The organism is Paracoccus litorisediminis, from assembly GCF_009711205.1.
In the GTDB taxonomy this organism is placed as follows: domain Bacteria; phylum Pseudomonadota; class Alphaproteobacteria; order Rhodobacterales; family Rhodobacteraceae; genus Paracoccus; species Paracoccus litorisediminis.
Genome location: NZ_WMIG01000005.1, coordinates 128,223 through 148,124, shown reverse-complemented (window position 1 = coordinate 148,124; position 19,902 = coordinate 128,223). Strand labels below are relative to the sequence as shown.

Genomic DNA, 19,902 nt, shown 5'->3' with positions numbered 1-19,902 from the left:
CCGGTTTCAATACGGGGAAACCCTCAGCAATGGAGACCCGAAATGACCACTCTGCGTGACGCCGCGATGAAATCCAAGGCATGGCCCTTTGAGGAGGCCCGCCGCGTGCTGAAACGCTACGAGAAGAAGGACCCGGAAAAGGGCTTTGTCCTTTTCGAAACGGGTTACGGTCCCTCGGGTCTGCCCCATATCGGCACCTTTGGCGAGGTCGCGCGCACGACGATGATCCGCCGTGCCTTCGAGATGATCTCGGACATTCCGACGCGGTTGTTCTGTTTCTCGGACGACATGGACGGGATGCGCAAGGTTCCCGAAAACGTCCCGCAATACGAGATGCTGCTTGAGCACCTGCAGGAACCGCTGACCACCGTTCCCGACCCGTTCGGCGAATATCCGAGCTTTGGCGATCATAACAACGCCATGCTTCGCCGCTTCCTCGACACCTTCGGGTTCGAATACGAATTCATCAGCGCGACCGAGTTCTACAAGTCCGGCCAGTTCGACAGCACGCTGCTGCTGGCCGCAGAGCGCTATGACGCCATCATGGACGTGATGCTTGCCAGCTTGCGCGAAGAGCGTCAGCAGACCTATTCCTGCTTCCTGCCGATCAGCCCCAAGACCGGCAAGGTCCTGTATGTTCCGCTGAAGCATGTCGATGCGAAAAACGGCACGATCACCTTTGACGACGAGGACGGGCAGGAGCTGACCCTGCCGGTCACCGGTGGTCAGGTGAAGTTGCAATGGAAGCCCGATTTCGGCGCTCGCTGGGCCGCGCTGGACGTCGACTTCGAGATGTATGGCAAGGATCACTCGACCAACACGCCGATCTATGACCGCATCTGCGAGATCCTGGGTGGCAAGAAGCCCGAGCATTTCACCTATGAGCTGTTCCTGGATCAGGACGGGCAGAAGATCTCGAAATCCAAGGGCAACGGCCTGTCGATCGACGAATGGCTGACCTATGCCGCGACCGAGAGCCTGTCCTATTTCATGTATCAAAAGCCGAAAACGGCCAAGCGGATGCATTTCGACGTGATCCCGAAGGCGGTCGACGAATATCACCAGCAGCTGCGCGCCTATCACGACCAGACCCCGGATCAGCAATTCGCGAACCCGGTCTGGCACATCCATGGCGGCGATGTTCCGGCATCCGATATGGTGGTGCCGTTCCAGATGCTGCTGAACCTTGCCTCGGTTGCGGGGGCCAAGGACAAGGGCGGGCTGTGGGGCTTTATCAAGCGCTATGCGCCGGAAGCCAGCCCCGAGACCAACCCGACGCTGGATCAGGCCGCCGAATTCGCCGTGCGCTACTTCACCGATTTCGTCGCACCGACCCGGACCTTCCGCGCGCCGACCGATATCGAGCGTCGTGCGCTTGAGGATCTGGCCGGGCGTCTGACGGCGTGGGATCAGCCGGCCGATGCCGAGGCACTGCAGACCATGGTCTTTGCCATTGGCCGCGAGCATGGTTTCGAGCCGATGAAGGACTGGTTCCAGGCGCTGTATCAGGTGCTGCTGGGAGCCGATCAAGGCCCGCGTTTCGGCGGCTTCATCGCCCTTTACGGCGTCAACGAAACCCGCGCGCTGATTGAGCGTGCACTGGCGGGCGAGCTGGTTTCCGAACCTGCCGTCTGATCGTCCTGACCGACATGTTGCGCGCAGCCCCGTTGCTGCGCGCGCATGGTTAACGCCCGGTTAACGCCGGATTGCCAGAGTCTGACCCGACCGCGCGGCCTGTAATGGCTCGCAAGATCCGGGAAAGGGAGTTTCTGGCATGGCAATTGCCGTAGTGGGTAGCAAGGCGCTGATGCCGCGCGAGTTTCGGCTGGGGCTGAATCTCTGGTCGCGGACCAATGGCACGGCAGGTTCGCCGTCATGGGCCGGGCAGCCCAACGCCGCCATCGTTCCGGCGGATGAGGATTTCGGCAGTTGCCTTGAAATCCTGAAGCTCGAAAACACGACTTCGTTGCGTTACATGCGCCAGACCCCGATTTCGCCGGGCTGCTATCTGCGCATCTCGACCCGCGTCAAGGCCATCGCGGGCAACATTCCGCAGGTGCGGATTGCGGGCTATGCGGGCAATTCCGCGGGCAATGTCGCGGGTGTGCTGCAGGTTGGGCCGACCACGACGATTTCGGGCTATGGCAATGTGGTCGAAGTTTCGGCCATCGTCGGAACCGGGCGGCGCGACGGCGTTGACCTGCCATGGGGCAGGGCGACGACATTCGGCTATCTGGGGCTGGACCTGCTGGGCGACAATAATGGCTCGATCCGCATCGAGAATTTGGTGATCGAAGACGTCACCTCGGCCTTTGTGCCGGGGATGCTGGACTGGGTAGATGTGCGCGATTTCGGTGCGGTGGGCGATGGCGTCACCGATGATCGCGCAGCCTTTGTCGCGGCGAACCAGGCGGCGGGCAAGAACCAGTTGGTCGTGCCCGAGGGCAGCTATTACATCGGCTCGGACCTGAACCTCAGCGCGCCGGTGCGGTTTGTCGGCACGTTGAAGATGCCCCGCTCGGCCCGTCTGTCGCTGACCGGCAAGTTCGACTACCCCACCTATGCCGCCGCTTTCGGGGATGAGACCGAGGGGATGAAGCGGGCGCTGCAGGCGATGTTCGGCTTTGTCGATCACGGCTCGCTGGACCTGTGCGGGCGCAATGTCCATCTGTCCGAGCCGTTGAAGGTTTCGGATTACGCGCCGGGTCTGACCACTTTCTCGAACCGGCGGGTGATCACCAACGGTCAGATCTCGATCACGCCGGGCAGTGCCTGGACAACGCGCAGCGTGACTGCGACGGGGACCTACAATCCCAACAACCCCTTGGTCCTGACCGGGGTCAGCAATATCGCCAATATCGAGATCGGCGCGCGCATCACCGGCAATGGTGTCGGGCGCGAGGTCTATGTCACCGCCAAGAATGCGGGTGCTGCCACGCTGACCTTGTCGCAACCGCTTTATGGCGGGGCGGCGACGCGCAACTATACCTTCCTGCGCTATCGCTATGCCTTTGACTTCTCGGACTTGGAGCAGCTGAGCCGGTTGAATTTCGACGATGTCGAATTCCTGCTGGATGGTAATGCCAGCGGCGTCATGCTGGCGCAGACCGGCTCGATGACCTGCTTCCGCGACTGCTACTTCACCCGGCCCAAGGATCGCGGCATCACCTCGATCGGCTCGGCCTGTCAGGGGATGCGGGTCGACGGTTGCGAGTTCCTGTCGAACGAGATGGGCGATCTGGCGCAGAACCGCACGACCATCGCGATCAACGTCAACAACAATGACACCAAGATCCGCCACAACCGCTTCGTGCGCTTTGGCCATTTCATGGTCGCGGGCGGCGGTGGCCACATGATCGAGGGCAACCACTGGTTCCAAGGCGACTCGGCGCAGAACGGGGTACGCTTCGGCGGGTTGATCCTGACCCAGACCAACGTGCAGGCGAATATCACCGGCAACTATGTCGACAACTGCTCGATCGAATGGACGAATGAGCATGACGCCAAGCCGAATTTCGAGGGGAGCGCCTTTTCCTTCGGCGCGCTGACGATCACCGGGAATACCTTCCTGGCCTCGGATACCACCCTGGGATTCAACTGGCTGGTGGTGAAGCCCTATGGCACCGGCCATTTCATCCATGGGCTTGCGGTTCTGGGGAACGTCTTCAAATCCCTGAACAACAAGGTCACCCGGATCGAGAAGGTCGACACGACCTTTGCCGATCTGGACTACACCCGGATGCGCAATATCCAGTTCCAGGGCAACATGTTTAACGGCGTGCTGAACTATGTCGCGAACCCGGTGGACATCACCTTCAGCCAAGCCTCGGCGGCGGCGCGGTGGGCTGTCCCGATCAATGTCGAACTGCCCTTCAACGGCTGGGCGAAAAAGGTCGAATCCGTGGTTGCGACCTCGGCCATCACCAACTCGTCGAATGCGCGGGTGTCGGAGATGCCATGGATTCAGGCGCAGCAGGGCAGCAACAAGAAGCAGGTTGCCGTCAATTGGAGTACACCGGCCAAGGGTGCCATCGCCCTGCGGGTGCGGATGGACAGTCCCGACTGATCGGGGCTGTCGCGTGATCCAAGGCCCCGGTCGCCCTCAGGCGGTCGGGGTTTTCAGCATGTCATCGGGCGTCAGGCGGAAGGCGCGGCCGAAACCGCCATTCAGCAGCCCGGATTCCGGCACCAGCCGCCAGAAGCGGAAATCGGGCAGGTCGATATAGACCTTGGCCTTGGGGTCATGAACCAACCAGCCGTCGCGCAGAGCGGGCGTGGTTTCGATCTGCTCGGCGCGGGCTAGGATCGACAGCCGGGCATGGGTCATCGCGTCGCCCTTGACGGCCTCATCGTCCAGCACCAATAGGCCAGCGCGGGTATCGGCCAGCAATGCCCGGGTATGCGCGGCAAGGCGCGAAAGCAGCGCGACCGGCGCGCCGTCATCATCGGTCTGAACGGCGATGCGGGTGACAAGGGGGATGCCGGTCTCGGGGTCGATGCTCCCAAGGACGGCATGGCGCATTCCGGACAGCAGGCGGCGGGCAAGGGCGCGTGCCTCGTCATCGGTCGGGCGGATGGGTTCCTGTTTCATGGCGGCAAAATGGCGGAAGGGCCGCCGCTGTGCAAGATCTGCGGTGCTTGTGAAGAATTTACAAATTGACGCAGAATCTAGTGAATAAATTAACGAAATTTCCTTTGATAAAAAACAGTTTACCGAAATGACGCGCTTGTATTAACCTCGCGGCAGCCTAACGATTACAACCTGCCTGGCGCGAGGGGAGATGCGCGCCCGACAGGCTTCGGTGAAGGAATGGAGGAGGTCCGCAATGTCCGTTGAAAATACAGCCAAACACCCGATTCCGTCAGGTTTCGAGGATGCCCTGCTGAAGCCGGCCGATTACCAGCGCCTTTACGCCGAATCGATCTCTGATCCGGAAGGTTTCTGGGGCCGCGAGGGCAAGCGGATCGACTGGATTCACCCCTACAGCATCGTCAAGAATACCGATTTCTCGATGGGCAAGGTCTCGATCAAGTGGTTCGAGGACGGCATTCTGAACGCCTCGGTGAACTGCATCGACCGTCATCTGCCGGCCCGTGCCAGCCAGACCGCCATTATCTTTGAGCCCGACGACCCGGCGACGCCCGCGCGCCATATCACCTATGCCGAGCTGTCGGAAAAGGTGAACCGCTTCGCCAATGTGCTGCTGAGCCAAGGCGTGATGCGCGGCGACCGCGTCGTGATCTATATGCCGATGATCCCCGAGGCCGCCTATGCGATGCTGGCCTGCGCGCGGATCGGCGCGATCCATTCCATCGTTTTCGCGGGGTTTTCGCCCGACGCGCTGGCGAACCGCATCAACGATTGCGGCGCGAAACTGGTCATCACCGCCGATACTGCGCCGCGTGGCGGCCGTCGCACGGCGCTGAAATCGAATACCGATGCGGCGCTGCTGCATTGCTCGGACCGGGTGCGCTGCCTTGTCGTCAAGCATACCGGCGACCAGACCACGTGGATCGACGGCCGCGACGTCGACGTGCTGAAGCTCATGTCTGAGGTCAGCCCCGACTGCCCGCCGCGCCCGATGAATGCCGAGGACCCGCTGTTCATCCTGTACACCTCGGGTTCGACCGGCAAGCCGAAGGGGGTCGTGCATACGACCGGCGGCTACATGGTCTATGCCTCGATGACGCATCAATACGTCTTCGATTACAAGGAAGGCGACATCTTCTGGTGCACGGCGGATGTGGGCTGGGTCACCGGCCACAGCTACATCGTCTATGGCCCGCTGGCCAATGGCGCGACCACCCTGATGTTCGAGGGCGTGCCGAACTTCCCCGATGCGGGCCGGTTCTGGGATGTCTGCGACCGCCACAAGGTCACGCAATTCTATACCGCGCCGACGGCCATCCGTTCGCTGATGGGGCAGGGGCCGGAATGGGTGGACAAGCACGACCTGTCCAGCCTGCGCGTCCTTGGCACAGTGGGTGAACCGATCAACCCCGAGGCCTGGGTCTGGTACGACAAGCATGTCGGCAAGGGCCGCTGCCCGATCGTCGATACCTGGTGGCAGACCGAGACCGGCGGTCACATGATCACCTCGATCCCCGGCGCGATCGAGACCAAGCCGGGCTCGGCGACGCTGCCTTTCTTTGGCGTAAAACCCGAGATTCTGGATGCCGCGTCTGGCGCCATCCAGACCGGCAATGGCGTCGAAGGTGTTCTGGCGATTGCCGACAGCTGGCCGGGCCAGATGCGCACGCTTTGGGGCGATCATGAGCGCTTCATGGAGGCCTATTTCCAGCAATATCCCGGCTATTACTTCACCGGCGATGGCTGCCGCCGCGATGAGGATGGCTATTACTGGATCACCGGCCGCGTCGATGACGTGATCAACGTTTCCGGCCACCGCATGGGCACGGCCGAGGTCGAATCCGCCCTCGTCGCCCATGAGAAGGTCGCCGAGGCTGCCGTCGTCGGCTATCCGCATCATCTGAAGGGGCAGGGCATCTATGCCTATGTCACGCTGATGAACGGCGTCGATCCCAGCGACGATCTGAAGCGCGAGCTGGAAAGCTGGGTCCGCACCGAAATCGGCCCCATCGCCAAGCCCGACCTGATCCAATGGGCCCCCGGCCTGCCCAAGACCCGTTCGGGCAAGATCATGCGCCGCATCCTGCGCAAGATCGCCGAGAACGACTATGGCAGCCTTGGCGACATCTCGACGCTGGCCGAACCCGCCGTCGTCGACGAACTGATCGAGAACCGGATGAACCGGGCTTGATGACTGCGGCGCAGCGGAGGCCATAACCCGCTGCGCCCCGCCGGTTAACAGACCGGCCGACGCGCCAGAACGGCGCGTCACCACCAGAAGGCCCGGCCCGGATGGGAGGTTTCCGGACAGGGAAATTTGGAAGGCCGCCCGGATAAGGGCGGATTTCAAGCATCGGGGAAGGCTGGACCTTTCGCTGAACCTGCAAACTTGCGTTTGCGGGCGCGGGACCCGGCTTGCCCCGACAACCGCCAGCCACAAGCTGGCTACAGGGGAGGAGCCTTATGGCATATAACCAGACGGAAGTGGCGGGGACGCGTTCCCGCCCGATGACCGCGGAAGAGAAGAAGGTCATTCTTGCTTCTTCGGCGGGGACCATCTTTGAATGGTATGATTTCTACCTTTACGGTTCGCTCGCGGCGATCATCGGCGCGCAGTTCTTCACCTCGTTCCCGGAAGCCACGCGCAACGTCTTTGCGCTGCTGGCCTTTGCCGCAGGCTTCATCGTCCGCCCCTTCGGCGCGCTGGTCTTTGGCGCGATGGGCGACCTGATCGGGCGGAAATACACCTTCCTAGCCACCATCCTGATCATGGGCTTCTCGACCTTCCTGGTCGGCCTGCTGCCCGGATATAGCAGCTGGGGCGTTGCTGCGCCGATCATCCTGATCGCGCTGCGTATGGCCCAAGGTCTGGCGCTGGGTGGTGAATATGGTGGTGCCGCGGTCTATGTGGCCGAACATGCCCCCGCGAACCAACGCGGCTATTTCACCTCGTTCATCCAGACCACGGCCACGCTGGGCCTGCTGCTGTCGCTGATCGTGATCCTGCTGGTGCAGGGCTATGTCAACGGCAACTGGGAGCCGACCCCAGTTCTGGACGCGGCTGGCGCTGCGGTGATGAATGCCGATGGCACGCCCAAGATGATCAAGGCCTTTGATCTGTGGGGCTGGCGGATTCCGTTCCTTGGCTCGATCTTCCTGCTGGCGATTTCGCTGTATATCCGCCTGCAGATGAACGAAAGCCCGGCCTTCAAGAAGATGAAGGAAGAGGGTGCCCAGTCGAAAGCCCCGCTGAAAGAGGCCTTCGGTACCTGGAAAAACGGCAAGATTGCCCTGATCGCCCTGCTGGGCCTGACCGCCGGTCAAGCCGTGGTCTGGTATTCGGGTCAGTTCTACGCGCTGTTCTTCATCCAGAACGTGATCAAGGTGGACAGCTTCTCGGCCAACGTCTTTGTGGCCTGGTCGCTGATCTTGGGCACCGGCGGCTTCCTGTTCTTCGGCTCGCTCTCGGACCGGATCGGGCGTAAGCCGATCATTCTGGGCGGCTGCCTTCTAGCCGCGATCACCTACTTCCCGGTCTTCCACGCCCTGACCCAGACTGCCAACCCGGCGCTGTATGCCGCGCAGCAGACCCCGGTCACGGTGACGACCGATCTGTCGACCTGCTCGTTCCAGTTCAACCCGACCGGAACCGCCAAGTTCACCTCGCCCTGCGACATCGCCAAGGCGACGCTGGCGAAGTCCTCGGTGAATTACACGACCGTCGCGGGCACGCCCGCCGCGGGCGCCGAAATCAAGATCGGCGACACGGTGATCCCGTCCTATGACGCATCTGCGCTGGCCGGCCCGGAACTGGCCGCCGCGAAAACGGCCTTCGAGAAAGCCGTGAATGAGGCACTGAAGGCTGCGGGTTATCCGCTGGTCGCCGATGCCAATACGACCGTCGCCAAGGCCAACAACTTCTTCGACATCTTCACCGCGCAGAAGCTGAAGATCGTGGCGATCCTGACCTATCTGATCATCCTCGTGACGATGGTTTATGGCCCGATCGCGGCCATGTTGGTCGAACTATTCCCGACCCGCATCCGCTATTCCGGCCTGTCGCTGCCCTACCATATCGGCAACGGCTGGTTCGGGGGCCTGCTGCCCGCGACCGCCTTCGCGATCTCGGCCCAGTCCGGCAACATCTATGCCGGTCTTTGGTATGCGATCGTCGTCGCTGTGATGACCGTGGTGATCGGGACGATCTTCGTGCCGAACAACACCCATAAGAAAGACATCTTCGCGGATTGATCCGTGCATCGTCGGGCCCGGTTCGTCCGGGCCCGGCATCCCCGCCCAAAGGTGAGACGATGGCGAATATCCTGATTGTCGAGGACGAGGACAATATCGCCGTCGCGCTGGAATTTTTGCTGGGCCGCGCGGGCCATGCCCATAAGCGGCTGGCCAGCGGCTCGGGCGCGGTCGAGGAAATCCGCCGCAACCGTCCTGACCTTGTCCTGCTGGACATCATGCTGCCCGACATCTCCGGCTATCAGATCGTCGAGGAAGTCCGCGCCGATCCCGGCTTGCGTGATGTGCGCGTGCTGATGATGACGGCGCGCGGCTCGGTGGTCGAGCGCAAGCGCGGGTTGGAGCTGGGTGCCGATGGATTCATCGCCAAGCCGTTCGAGCTGGCCGAGCTGCGGGCCGAGATGGCGCGGCTTCTGGCCTGATCACTGCGCAATTGTGAAAACGCCCCCGATTGGGGGCGTTTCGCATTTTATATCAAGCGCTTTTAGCCAATTCCTCAGCCATCAGCTTGCCGGGGAAGTGGCAGGCGCACAGATGCGCGCCGCCCTCCAACACGGGCCGCTCACGGGCACACAATTCCTGCGCGCGGGGGCAGCGGGTGCGGAAAACGCAGCCCGAGGGCGGGTTCATCGGCGAGGGCAGCTCGCCCTTCAGCGGGATCATCCGCTTTTGACGCTCAAGCTGCGGATCAGGGATTGGAACCGCTGACAGCAAAGCCTGCGTATAGGGGTGGCGCGGATCGGCATAAAGCGATTCCGCCTGTGCCAGTTCCATCACCCGGCCCAGATACATGACCAGCACGCGGTCGCTGATATGCTTCACCACCGACAGGTCATGCGCGATGAAGATCAGCGCCAGCCCCAGATCGCGCTGCAATTCCGCCAGCAGATTGATGACCTGCGCCTGAATCGACACATCCAGCGCCGAGACCGGCTCATCGCAGATCACCAGCTTCGGCTGCACGATCAGCGCCCGCGCGATGCCGATGCGCTGGCATTGCCCGCCGCTGAACTCATGCGGGTAGCGGTTGATCTGGTTCGGCAGCAGGCCGACGCGGTCCATCATGTCCTTGACGCGGCGCTTGACCTCATCGCGCGACAGACCCTTGTGATGGGTGGTCAGGGGTTCCGCGATGATCTGACCCACGGTCATGCGTGGATTGAGGCTCGCCAGCGGGTCTTGGAAGACCATCTGGATCTCGCTGCGATATTTCAGCATCTTGCGAGGCGACAGGCCGATCAGGTTGGTGCCGTCCTGCCATTGTGCCTGACCGGTGGCCGGGACCAGCCCGATCAGCGCCCGTGCCAGCGTCGACTTGCCGGAACCGGATTCGCCCACGATGCCCAAGGTCTCTCCCGGCATCAGGTCAAAATCGACCCCGCCCACCGCTTGAAGCAGGCGCGGCGGCGTCCATGGCATCCCGCCCGAGGGCAGCTCAAACGTCACGCGCAGATCGCGCGCCGAGATCAGGGGCTTAGTGATCATGGGCGCTCTCCTGCATCTCGTCCAGATCGGCGGCGGCGGGTTCCGGCAGGTCGGGTTGCGGCGCATGGCCCTTGCGGACCACATCCAGCGAGGCATAGCAGGCGCGCTCGCGCCCCGGTGCGAAGGCGTCCAGTGGTGGCATCGTCTGACCGCAGACCGGCATGACATAGGCACAGCGCGGGGCGAAGGGGCAGCCCGCTGGCGGATGGGTCATGTTGGGCGGGCTGCCGGGAATGGCCGAAAGCTGATCGCCCTTCTGATCCACGCGCGGGATCGCCGCCAGCAAGCCCTGCGTATAAGGATGGGCCGGATCGGCAAAGATCGGATCCACCGGAGCACGCTCCATGATGCGCCCGCCATACATGACCATGACGCGTTCGCAGGAACCGGCGACAACGCCCAGATCATGGGTGATCAGGATCATCGCCATGCCGAACTCGCGTTGCAGATCGGCCATCAGCTCCATGATCTGGGCCTGAACGGTCACGTCCAAAGCTGTCGTCGGCTCATCGGCGATCAGCAGATCGGGACGGCACAGCAGCGCCATGGCGATCATCACCCGCTGCCGCATCCCGCCCGAAAACTCATGCGGATACAGCCGGATACGGCCCTTGGCATCGGGGATTTTCACCGCGTCCAGCATCCGGGCGGATTCCGCCACGGCCTGCGCCTTGCCCATGCCCTTATGCAGCATCAGGACCTCGGCCATCTGGTCCGAGACCCGCATATAGGGGTTCAGGCTGGTCATCGGGTCTTGGAAGACCATGGCGATGCGCTCGGCGCGGATCTTGTTCAGAAGGGGCGCGGGGGCGTTCAGGATCTCGGCCCCGTCGAAACGGACCGAGCCAGTGGCCCGGCCATTCCGCGCAAGCAGTCCCATGATCGAGAAGGCCAGCTGCGATTTGCCCGAGCCGGATTCGCCGACGATGCCCAGCGTCTCGCCACGGGCCACGTCCAGATTGATGCCATTGACCGCCGAGACCTCGCCATCGGTGGTGGCGAAGCGCACGTTCAGGTCGCGGATTTGAAGCAGGCTCATCTCAGCGATCCTTCGGGTCAAGGGCGTCACGCAAGCCGTCGCCGACGAAGAAGAAGGCGAAAAGCGTGATGCAGAAGAAGAACAGCGGGAAGATCAGCTGCCAAAGCGTGCCATAGTTCATCGTGCCCGCGCCCTCGGAAATCAGCGCGCCCCATGAGGTCAGCGGCTCCTGCACGCCAAGGCCGAGGAAGCTGATGAAGCTTTCCGAAAGGATCATCAGTGGCACCAGCAGCGTCGCATAGACCGCGACGACACCCAGAAGGTTCGGGACGATGTGGCGGATGATGATCTTCCAGCCCGGGACGCCGGTGGCGCGCGCGGCCTCGATGAATTCTCGGTTCTTGAGGCTAAGGGTTTGACCTCGAACGATTCTGGACATTTCCAGCCATGAGATCAGCCCAATGCCCAGGAACAGCATGGACATGGACCGGCCAAAGATCACCAGCAGCAGGATCAGGACGAACATATAAGGAATGGCCAGCAGGATATCGACCGTGCGCATCATGATCGCATCGGTGCGTCCGCCGACATAGCCGGCAGTTGCGCCGTAAAGCGTGCCGACGATGACCGCGATGCCTGCGCCGATCAGACCGACCATCAGCGACACCTGCGTGCCCTGCACGGTGCGCGAGAACAGGTCGCGTCCCAGATCGTCGGTGCCGAAATAATGGCCATTGGCGAAGCTGGGCATGCCCATCGTGGCGGCATTGCCCATGACCTCGAAATCCATTTCCTCGTTGGACCATCCGGCCAGCGAGTTCCCGAAGATTGCAAACAGCGCGACAAGGATCAGGATGACAAGGCTGACCATTGCCGCCTTGTTCCTGCGGAAGCGGCGGCGGGCATCGGCCCAAGGGCTGCGGCCCTTGACCTCGGCCTCGGTCATGCGCGCGGCGAGGGATTGCATTTGTTGAGTGTCGATCATGGCTCAGTACCTGATCTTGGGGTCGATCCATGCGTAAAGCACGTCCACCACGAGGCTGAAGAGGATGGTCAGCGCGCCGACAAGGATGGTGATCCCCATCATTACCGCATAGTCGCGGTTCAGCGCTGAATCGACGAAGCTGCGCCCGATGCCGCCGGTCGAGAAATACATGTCGACCACGACCGAGCCGGTGATCATCGTCACGAATGCCGGGCCAAGATAGCTGATCACCGGAAGCAGCGCCGGTTTCAGCGCGTGGCGCAGGATGACCTTGCTTTCCGACAGGCCCTTGGCGCGGGCGGTACGGATGTGGTTCGAGCCCAGCACCTCAAGCATGGATGACCGCGTGATCCGCGCGATCGAAGCCATGAAGCTGGTCGAAAGCGCCACGACCGGCATGATCCAGTAGATCGGCCCACCCCAGCCGCCGCCGGGCAGCCAGCCCAGCCACAGCGTGAAGACCAGCACAAGGATCGGGGCCATGACGAAGTTCGGCAGCACCTGCGCGCCGATCGAGGTGCCGACGGCCAGATAGTCGACCCAGCTGTTTTGCCGGATGGCAGCCGAGACGCCCAGTGAAACGCCGACCAGCACCGCCGCGACAAAGGCGATGCCGCCATAGGTCAGCGTGACCGGGAAACCGGCTGCGATGATCTGGTTCACCGTGCGGTCGGGATAGACGAAACTAGGCCCGAAATCGAAATGCGCGACGATCCCCCAGACGTAATTGATGATCTGGCGCCACAAGGGCTCATCCAGACCGTATTTCGCATTGAGGTTCGCGATGATCTGCGGGGGCAGGGCGCGTTCCTGCGTGAAGGGGCCGCCGGGGGCCGCATGCATCAGCAGGAAGGAAAGGACGATGAGCAGTAGCAACGTCGGAATGGCGACAGCGAGCCGCCGAAGGATGAATCCGAACATGTTCAGGTTCCCGCGTAAGGTGCCGGACAGTTTCGGCAGGGCGGCCCCGCAACGGGGGCCGCCGCCAAAAGGTTACTTTTCGATCCGGTAGATGTCTTTGGCGAGCCAGTCGTTCATGACGTTCTCGGTCGGCAGGCCCTTGATCGCGTCGCTGATCATGTCGACCTTGGCGTACTGATAGATCGGGACCAGCGGCATTTCCTCGGCGATGATTTTTTCAGCCGCTGTGTATTGGACATTCGGGTCAGCTGCGGTCTTGGATTCGTCCAGCAGCTTGTCGAACTCGGCATTGTTGAACTTACCGTAGTTCATGCCGGTCGAGCGGAAATAATCGAGGAAGGTCGACGCCTCGTTATAGTCCGCGCACCATGCGTAGCGGGCCATTTCGAAATCCTGCGATTGCAGGCGGTCGGTATGGACCTTCCATTCGACGTTGTTCAGCTCGATCTGGACGCCAAGCTGCTTGTAGAATTGCTGGGCTGCGACGGCGATCTTCTTGTGGTTCTCGTCGGTATTGTATTGCAGCGTCAGCTTCAGCGGCTTGTCGGGGCCGTAGCCAGCCTCGGCCAGCAGGGCCTTGGCTTTTTCCATGCGCTCTGCCTGGGTCCATGCGGCATAGTCGATTTCCGGCATCTGGAAGCCTTCGATCGCCCAATGGGTCCAGTTGTAGGACGGTTTCTGGCCACCTTGCAGGATCTTGTCGACGACCACGTCGCGCTGCATCGCATAGGACAGCGCCTTGCGGACGCGGACGTCTTTCAGCGCTTCGGGACCCTTGTCAGACAGGTTGAACAGGTAGCCATACGAGCAGGAGTAGGGGATCGAGATCGCCTGATCGGGGAACTCTTTCTCCAGGCTCGGATACTGGCCGGCCGGGATCTGCACGCGGTCAAGCTCGCCGGCCTTGTAGCGGGTCAGGGCGACGTTGTTGTCGTTCACCGTCAGGCCCTTGATGTGCTCCATGACCACATTCGCCGCGTCCCAGTAGTTCGGGTTCTTGTCCATGCTGATCTGGACGCCCAGATCGTGGCTGGTCAGGGTGAAGGCACCGTTGCCGACCAGCTTGCCAGCTTGGGTCCAGTTGTCGCCCTCGGCCTCGACGACCTTCTGCGGCACCGGGAAGGTCGAGCTATGCGTGACCATTTTCGGGAAATAGGGGGTCGGCGCGGTCAGTTTGACTTCCAGCGTGTGGTCGTCGATCGCCTTGATGCCCAGTTCTTCGGGCTTCTTCTCGCCCTTGACCACGGCGGGTGCGTTTTCGACGTTCATCAGCTCCATGAACCACGCATATTCCGAGGCGGTGGCCGGATCGGCCAGACGACGCCAGCTGTAGACGAAGTCATTCGCGGTGACCGGATCGCCATTCGACCATTTCGCCTCGGGGCGCAGGTGGAAGGTATAGGTCAGCTTGTCGTCGGACAGATCGAACTTGGTCGCGACGCCCGGAATCGGGGCGCCCTTGGCGTCCTCGTTCAACAGGCCTTCGAACAGTTGGCGGATCACGTCCGAGCCTTCGACATCCGAGTTCTTGTGCGGGTCGGTGGTCTTGATCGCGTCGAGCAGCCAGAAAGTGTAGGTCTGGTTGGCGGCAAGCTTTTCGCCGGGGGCGGGTGTGACGGCCAGCGCGGGCACAGCCAGACCCAGTGTCAGGGCCGTGGTCAGAAGCAGACGATTCATGGATTTCACCTCTCTGAGTATGTTCTTGGCGCGTATGTCGGGGTCCTCCACCCGCGCGCGAATGCGTAATCTGTTGCGCGAAATCTGTCTGACAGCAAGCAGGATTTCGGACTTTTGTCGCAGCCACGGCTGTGCATGATACAAGGCATGGAAACTGCCCAACACATCATCATGGTCACCGGAGGCGCCCGTTCGGGAAAGTCTGCGCTGGCGGAATCAATGGCTTCGCGCTTTTCGGGGCCGCGTATCTACATCGCCACGGCCGAGGCCTGGGATGACGAAATGACGCAGCGTATCCGGCTGCATCAAGACCGTCGGGGCGAGGGTTGGCAGACGATCGAGGAACCGGTCGATCTGCCCGGTGCCCTTCAACGCAGCGATGACGGGCAGACGGTGCGACTGGTCGATTGCCTGACCTTGTGGCTGTCGAATCTGCTGGCGGCGGGCGATCCCGCCCCGCATATTCGTGCCCTTGGCGATGTGTTGCGCAAACAGCGCGGCCCGGTCGTTCTGGTCACGAACGAGCTGGGGCTGGGCATCGTTCCCGACAATGCGCTTGCGCGCCGCTTCCGGGACGAGCATGGCTGGATGAACCAGGCGGTTGCGGGAATTGCCGACGAGGTCTGGATCTCGGTCAGCGGTCTTCCCCTGCAACTGAAACCGCAAAGAGGGACGCCTTGAAACCATTCGATGAATCGGCCGCTGCGGCCGCCCGCTCGCGTCAGGCCGAGCTGACCAAGCCCCCCGGATCGCTTGGGCGGCTGGAGGAACTGGCCGTGTTCATGGCGGGCTGGCAGGGCGCCGAACGCCCCAGGATCGAGCGCGCCCAGGCGCTGGTCTTTGCCGGCAACCACGGCGTGACCGCGCAGGGGGTGAACCCGTTCCCGGTCGAGGTCACTGCCCAGATGGTCGCGAATTTTCAGGCCGGGGGCGCTGCGATCAACCAGCTATGCCGTCTGGCCGGGGCCGAACTGACGGTGATCCCGCTGGATCTGGATCAGCCCACGCAGGATTTCACCCAAGGCATGGCGATGGAGGTTGCCGATCTGGTGACCGCAATCCAGATCGGCAAGAACGCCGTCGACGTCGAGGCGGACGTGATCCTGCTGGGCGAAATGGGCATCGGCAACTCTACCGTCGCCGCAGCCCTGGCCGCCGCGACTTTCGGCGGCAGGGCCGAGGATTGGGTCGGGCCAGGCACCGGCGCAGATGATGATATCATGGCCAACAAGATCCGCGCGGTGAATGCCGGGCTGGATCGTCACAAGGGCGCGGCCACGGCGGCCTCGATCCTTGGCTCCTATGGCGGGCGCGAGCAGGCGGCAATCTGCGGCGCAGTGATCCGGGCACGAGAGCTGGGCATTCCGGTGATCCTTGACGGCTTCATCTGCTCGGCTGCGGCGGGCACACTGCTGGTCAATGACCCGCAGGCGCTGGATCATTGCCTGATCGGCCATGAAAGCGCCGAACCGGGCCATCGCCGCCTGATCGCCGTGATGAAGAAAAAGCCGGTGGTCACGCTGGACATGCGGCTGGGCGAGGGCTCGGGCGCGGCAGTGGCGCTGCTGATCCTGCGGGCGGCGCTGGAATGCCACAACGGCATGGCGACCTTTGCCGAGGCGGGCATTGGCTAGGCTTTGGCTTCAGGCGGTAACTGCGCTGGTCTGGCTGACGCGGTTGCCGCTGGGCCGGTTCCTGCCGCAGTCGCCCGTGCCCCTGTCGCAGGCGGCATGGGTATTTCCCGTGGCCGGGCTGGCGGTCGGCACGGCTGCTGCGGCGGTCTTGTTGCTGGCCGATGCCCTTGGCCTGTCCGCCGCTATCGCCGCGATCCTCGCCATCGGCGTGCAGGTCTGGCTGACTGGCGGCCTGCATGAGGACGGGCTGGCCGATTACGCCGATGGCTGTGGTGGTGCGACCCGCGCTCGCAGCCTTGAAATCATGCGCGATTCCCGCATCGGCAGCTATGGCGTGCTGGCGCTGTCGCTGGTTCTGGGGCTGCGCGCGGCCTGCCTGACACAGCTGGGGGGACTGTCGCCCATTCTTGCGGCAATTTCCCTGATCGCGGCGGCAATGCTGTCGCGCGCGGGCATGAGCGCGGCCTTGGCGCTGATGCCGCCCGCCCGCGAGGACGGTCTGGGTCGCGCGGCGGGCAGGCCGTCGGGTAAGGCTGCGGCATCCGCCGTAGTTTTATCAATTATCCCATTATTTATATTCACTATTTCGGAAATTGCTCCGTTTGCGGCCGCCGTTTTCCCCCCGCTTGCCTGCCTTGGCGCTCAGGCGCTGCTGGCCCGTCAGGCCCATCGCAGGCTGGGCGGACAGACCGGCGACGTGCTGGGCGCGTTGCAACAGACGGGCGAGCTTGCCACGCTTCTGGCCCTGCTGGTTGCTGCATCGCCGCACGCTGCTTGACCGGCTTTTGGCGTTCCTTCATACGAAAATAGAAGACCGGTTAGACCGGCGGGCCGCACTTTGGAGGGGCGGCTGATTGAAAAGGGGAGGTTTTTGGCATGGGTGGCCTTTTGGGCCTGTCACGCGGCATTGACCGCGTCAACACCATCATCGGCAGGGCAGTGACCTGGCTGATCTTGGTTGCAGTTCTGGTAAGCGCGGGCAACGCCATCATCCGCAAGGTGTTGAACGTATCCTCGAACGCTTGGCTTGAACTGCAATGGTATCTTTACGGAGCGGCCTTTCTGGGCGCTGCGGCCTACACGCTGAAGGAAAACGAGCATATCCGCATCGACATCATCTACGGGATGTGGTCGCGGCGCCGTCAGCACTGGATCGACCTGATCGGCCACTGCCTGTTCCTGATGCCCTTCGTCACCCTGATGATCTATTACCTGACGCCCTGGGTAATGCGCAGCTATCACAGCGGCGAGGTCTCGACCAACTCGGGCGGGCTGATCCTGTGGCCGGCCAAGGCCATGCTGCTGGCCGGTTTCATCCTGCTGTTCTTTCAGGGCATTTCCGAAATCATCAAGAAGATCGCCGTAATGCGCGGCATCATTCCCGATCCGAACCCCTTCGTTTCGCACCACGCCGCCGCCGCCCTTGAGGGCGAGGCGATGGCCCGCGACATGGAAGCCGCGCTGGAAGACGAACCCGGCCGCGAGGAGAACCGCAAATGATGGAGTTCATTGCGCAGAACATGGCTCCGATCATGTTCGCCTCGCTGGTCCTGTTCCTGCTTTACGGCTATCCGGTCGCCTTCGCGCTGGCCGCGAACGGTCTGCTATTCTTTGTCATCGGCGTTGAACTTGCGCCGCTTTCGGGCGGTTCGATCAACCTCAGCTGGCCGCTGCTGAATGCGATGCCCGAGCGGCTATGGGGGGTGATGTCGAACGAGACATTACTTGCCATTCCATTCTTTACATTCATGGGCATCGTGCTGGAGAAATCCGGCATGGCCGAGGACCTGCTGGACACTGTGGGTCAGCTGTTCGGCCCGATCCGTGGCGGTCTGGCCTATGCGGTCATCATCGTCGGCGCGCTGTTGGCGGCCACGACCGGGGTCGTCGCGGCCTCGGTGATCGCCATGGGCCTGATCTCGCTGCCGATCATGCTGCGATACGGCTATGACCGGCGCATTGCCTCGGGGACCATCGCGGCCTCGGGGACATTGGCGCAGATCATTCCGCCGTCGCTGGTGCTGATCGTTCTGGCCGACCAGCTGGGCCGTTCCGTCGGCGACATGTACAAGGGCGCGCTGATCCCCGGTCTGGTCCTGACCGGCCTCTACATGGCTTATATCTTTGTCATGTCGATCATGCGGCCGCATCTGCTGCCGGCGCTGCCGAAAGAGGCCCGCACGCTGGGTTCGGGCGTGACTTCGCTGTTCGTGGCGCTCGCCGCGACTGGGCTGATGGGCTATCTGACCTTCAAATGGATGTATCCGACCCACGGCAAGGATGCCGACATCCTTGCGCCTGCGCTGGCGATCATCGTGATCTATGTCGCGGCGCTGCTGGACAAGTCGCTGAAGATCAACCTGATGTCGCGCTTGGCGCAGCAGGTCATCATCGTGCTGATCCCGCCGCTGGCGCTGATCTTCCTTGTTCTGGGCACGATCTTCCTTGGCATTGCGACGCCCACCGAAGGCGGCGCAATGGGCGCGGTCGGCGCGCTGCTTCTGGCGGGCCTGAAAGGTCGCCTCAACCTTGAGGTGATCCGCGGGGCACTTCTGGCGACGACGCGGCTGTCGGCCTTTGTCATGTTCATCCTGATCGGCGCGCGGGTCTTCTCGCTGACTTTCTATGGCGTGAACGGGCATATCTGGGTCGAGCATCTGCTGACCTCGCTGCCGGGGGGCGAATATGGCTTCCTGATCGCGGTGTCGGTGCTGGTCTTCCTGCTGGCCTTCTTCCTCGACTTCTTTGAACTGGCCTTCATCATCGTTCCGCTGCTGGCTCCGGCAGCCGAGGCGATGGGGATCGACCTGATCTGGTTCGGCGTCCTTCTGGGCGTCAACATGCAGACCAGCTTCATGCATCCGCCCTTCGGCTTCTCGCTGTTCTTCCTGCGTTCGGTGGCCCCCAAGGCACCCTATCAGGACAAGGTCACGGGAAAGACGATGGATCCGGTGACCACCGGGCAGATCTATCGCGGGGCCATTCCCTTCGTGATCATCCAGCTGGTGATGGTTGGCATCGTGATGGCCTTCCCCGGACTGGTCATGCACTACAAGGGGCCGCCGATCGACACCTCGAACGTCAAGATCGAGATCCCGGCCGGTGGCGGTCTGGGCGGTCTGGGCGGCGGCTTGGGCAATCCGTTCGGCGCACCGGGCGCAGCCCCCGGCACCGCGCCGGGTGGTCTGGGTGGAGTGCCGAATTTCGGCGCGCCCGCACCGGCACCCTCGACGGCCCCGGCACCTGCGACCCCGGCCCCTGCTTCGGGTGGGATCGATCCGCTGTCGGGTCCGCCTCCGGGGCTCAGCGCCCCGGCGACCCCGCCGGCAAACTGAACGACAAAAGGCGGCCTTCGGGCCGCCTTTCCTTTTCCTGCAAG

Annotated in this window: 16 protein-coding genes; 10 read left to right on the top strand and 6 right to left on the bottom strand. The window is 62.6% G+C overall.

Going from position 1 to position 19,902, the window contains the following annotated elements:
• The first annotated feature begins 42 nt into the window (after window positions 1-42).
• Together GL300_RS12195 and GL300_RS12190 are read left to right on the top strand one after the other, a co-directional pair.
• Window positions 43-1,635, top strand: coding sequence for a lysine--tRNA ligase (locus tag GL300_RS12195; RefSeq protein WP_155039909.1), 1,593 nt, complete (start codon window positions 43-45; stop codon window positions 1,633-1,635).
• A 139-nt stretch (window positions 1,636-1,774) separates the two neighbouring features.
• Complete coding sequence (locus tag GL300_RS12190) at window positions 1,775-4,066, top strand: glycosyl hydrolase family 28-related protein (RefSeq protein ID WP_155039908.1); 2,292 nt, start codon at window positions 1,775-1,777, stop codon at window positions 4,064-4,066.
• A 36-nt stretch (window positions 4,067-4,102) separates the two neighbouring features.
• Here the strand turns inward: GL300_RS12190 and GL300_RS12185 are convergent, their stop codons facing one another.
• Window positions 4,103-4,591 (bottom strand): HugZ family pyridoxamine 5'-phosphate oxidase, encoded by a 489-nt coding sequence (locus GL300_RS12185; protein ID WP_155039907.1) that lies wholly within the window; start codon window positions 4,589-4,591, stop codon window positions 4,103-4,105.
• 235 nt (window positions 4,592-4,826) lie between these two features.
• Here GL300_RS12185 and acs point away from each other — a divergent pair, with 235 nt between their 5' ends.
• The 3 genes from acs to GL300_RS12170 all read left to right on the top strand — a co-directional run bounded on the left by acs (window position 4,827) and on the right by GL300_RS12170 (window position 9,264).
• The gene (gene acs, locus GL300_RS12180) at window positions 4,827-6,782 is read left to right on the top strand and encodes an acetate--CoA ligase (RefSeq protein WP_155039906.1); all 1,956 of its coding nucleotides are present in this window, start codon (window positions 4,827-4,829) and stop codon (window positions 6,780-6,782) included.
• A gap of 272 nt (window positions 6,783-7,054) precedes the next feature.
• The gene (locus GL300_RS12175; protein ID WP_211595045.1) at window positions 7,055-8,842 is read left to right on the top strand and encodes an MFS transporter; all 1,788 of its coding nucleotides are present in this window, start codon (window positions 7,055-7,057) and stop codon (window positions 8,840-8,842) included.
• A 59-nt stretch (window positions 8,843-8,901) separates the two neighbouring features.
• The gene (locus tag GL300_RS12170) at window positions 8,902-9,264 is read left to right on the top strand and encodes a response regulator transcription factor (RefSeq protein WP_155039905.1); all 363 of its coding nucleotides are present in this window, start codon (window positions 8,902-8,904) and stop codon (window positions 9,262-9,264) included.
• Window positions 9,265-9,316: 52 nt separating this feature from the next.
• On the opposite strand, the gene GL300_RS12165 is transcribed toward GL300_RS12170, so the two are convergent.
• From GL300_RS12165 to GL300_RS12145, 5 genes are all read right to left on the bottom strand, one after another.
• Complete coding sequence (locus tag GL300_RS12165; protein ID WP_155039904.1) at window positions 9,317-10,327, bottom strand: oligopeptide/dipeptide ABC transporter ATP-binding protein; 1,011 nt, start codon at window positions 10,325-10,327, stop codon at window positions 9,317-9,319.
• A complete protein-coding gene (locus GL300_RS12160; protein ID WP_155039903.1) occupies window positions 10,317-11,366 on the bottom strand; it encodes an oligopeptide/dipeptide ABC transporter ATP-binding protein in 1,050 nt (349 codons plus the stop codon). The genes GL300_RS12165 and GL300_RS12160 overlap by 11 nt, the downstream gene beginning before the upstream one ends.
• 1 nt (window position 11,367) lies before the next feature.
• Window positions 11,368-12,291: an ABC transporter permease subunit gene (locus GL300_RS12155; RefSeq protein ID WP_155039902.1), complete on the bottom strand. Its 924-nt coding sequence runs from the start codon at window positions 12,289-12,291 to the stop codon at window positions 11,368-11,370.
• A gap of 3 nt (window positions 12,292-12,294) precedes the next feature.
• Window positions 12,295-13,212 (bottom strand): oligopeptide ABC transporter permease OppB, encoded by a 918-nt coding sequence (gene oppB / locus GL300_RS12150; protein WP_155039901.1) that lies wholly within the window; start codon window positions 13,210-13,212, stop codon window positions 12,295-12,297.
• Between the two features lie 72 nt (window positions 13,213-13,284).
• Window positions 13,285-14,889, bottom strand: a complete 1,605-nt coding sequence (locus tag GL300_RS12145; protein WP_155039900.1) for a peptide ABC transporter substrate-binding protein — start codon at window positions 14,887-14,889, stop codon at window positions 13,285-13,287.
• Between the two features lie 147 nt (window positions 14,890-15,036).
• Between GL300_RS12145 and cobU the strand changes: the two genes are divergently transcribed.
• From cobU to GL300_RS12120, 5 genes are all read left to right on the top strand, one after another.
• A complete protein-coding gene (gene cobU, locus GL300_RS12140; RefSeq protein WP_246195160.1) occupies window positions 15,037-15,570 on the top strand; it encodes a bifunctional adenosylcobinamide kinase/adenosylcobinamide-phosphate guanylyltransferase in 534 nt (177 codons plus the stop codon).
• The gene (gene cobT / locus GL300_RS12135) at window positions 15,567-16,523 is read left to right on the top strand and encodes a nicotinate-nucleotide--dimethylbenzimidazole phosphoribosyltransferase (RefSeq protein WP_155039899.1); all 957 of its coding nucleotides are present in this window, start codon (window positions 15,567-15,569) and stop codon (window positions 16,521-16,523) included. Before cobU ends, cobT begins: the two co-directional genes overlap by 4 nt.
• Window positions 16,516-17,301 (top strand): adenosylcobinamide-GDP ribazoletransferase, encoded by a 786-nt coding sequence (cobS, locus tag GL300_RS12130; protein WP_155039898.1) that lies wholly within the window; start codon window positions 16,516-16,518, stop codon window positions 17,299-17,301. Before cobT ends, cobS begins: the two co-directional genes overlap by 8 nt.
• A gap of 98 nt (window positions 17,302-17,399) precedes the next feature.
• Window positions 17,400-18,023: a TRAP transporter small permease subunit gene (locus GL300_RS12125; RefSeq protein ID WP_155039897.1), complete on the top strand. Its 624-nt coding sequence runs from the start codon at window positions 17,400-17,402 to the stop codon at window positions 18,021-18,023.
• Window positions 18,020-19,858: a TRAP transporter large permease gene (locus GL300_RS12120; protein ID WP_155039896.1), complete on the top strand. Its 1,839-nt coding sequence runs from the start codon at window positions 18,020-18,022 to the stop codon at window positions 19,856-19,858. Before GL300_RS12125 ends, GL300_RS12120 begins: the two co-directional genes overlap by 4 nt.
• Window positions 19,859-19,902 lie beyond the last annotated feature (44 nt).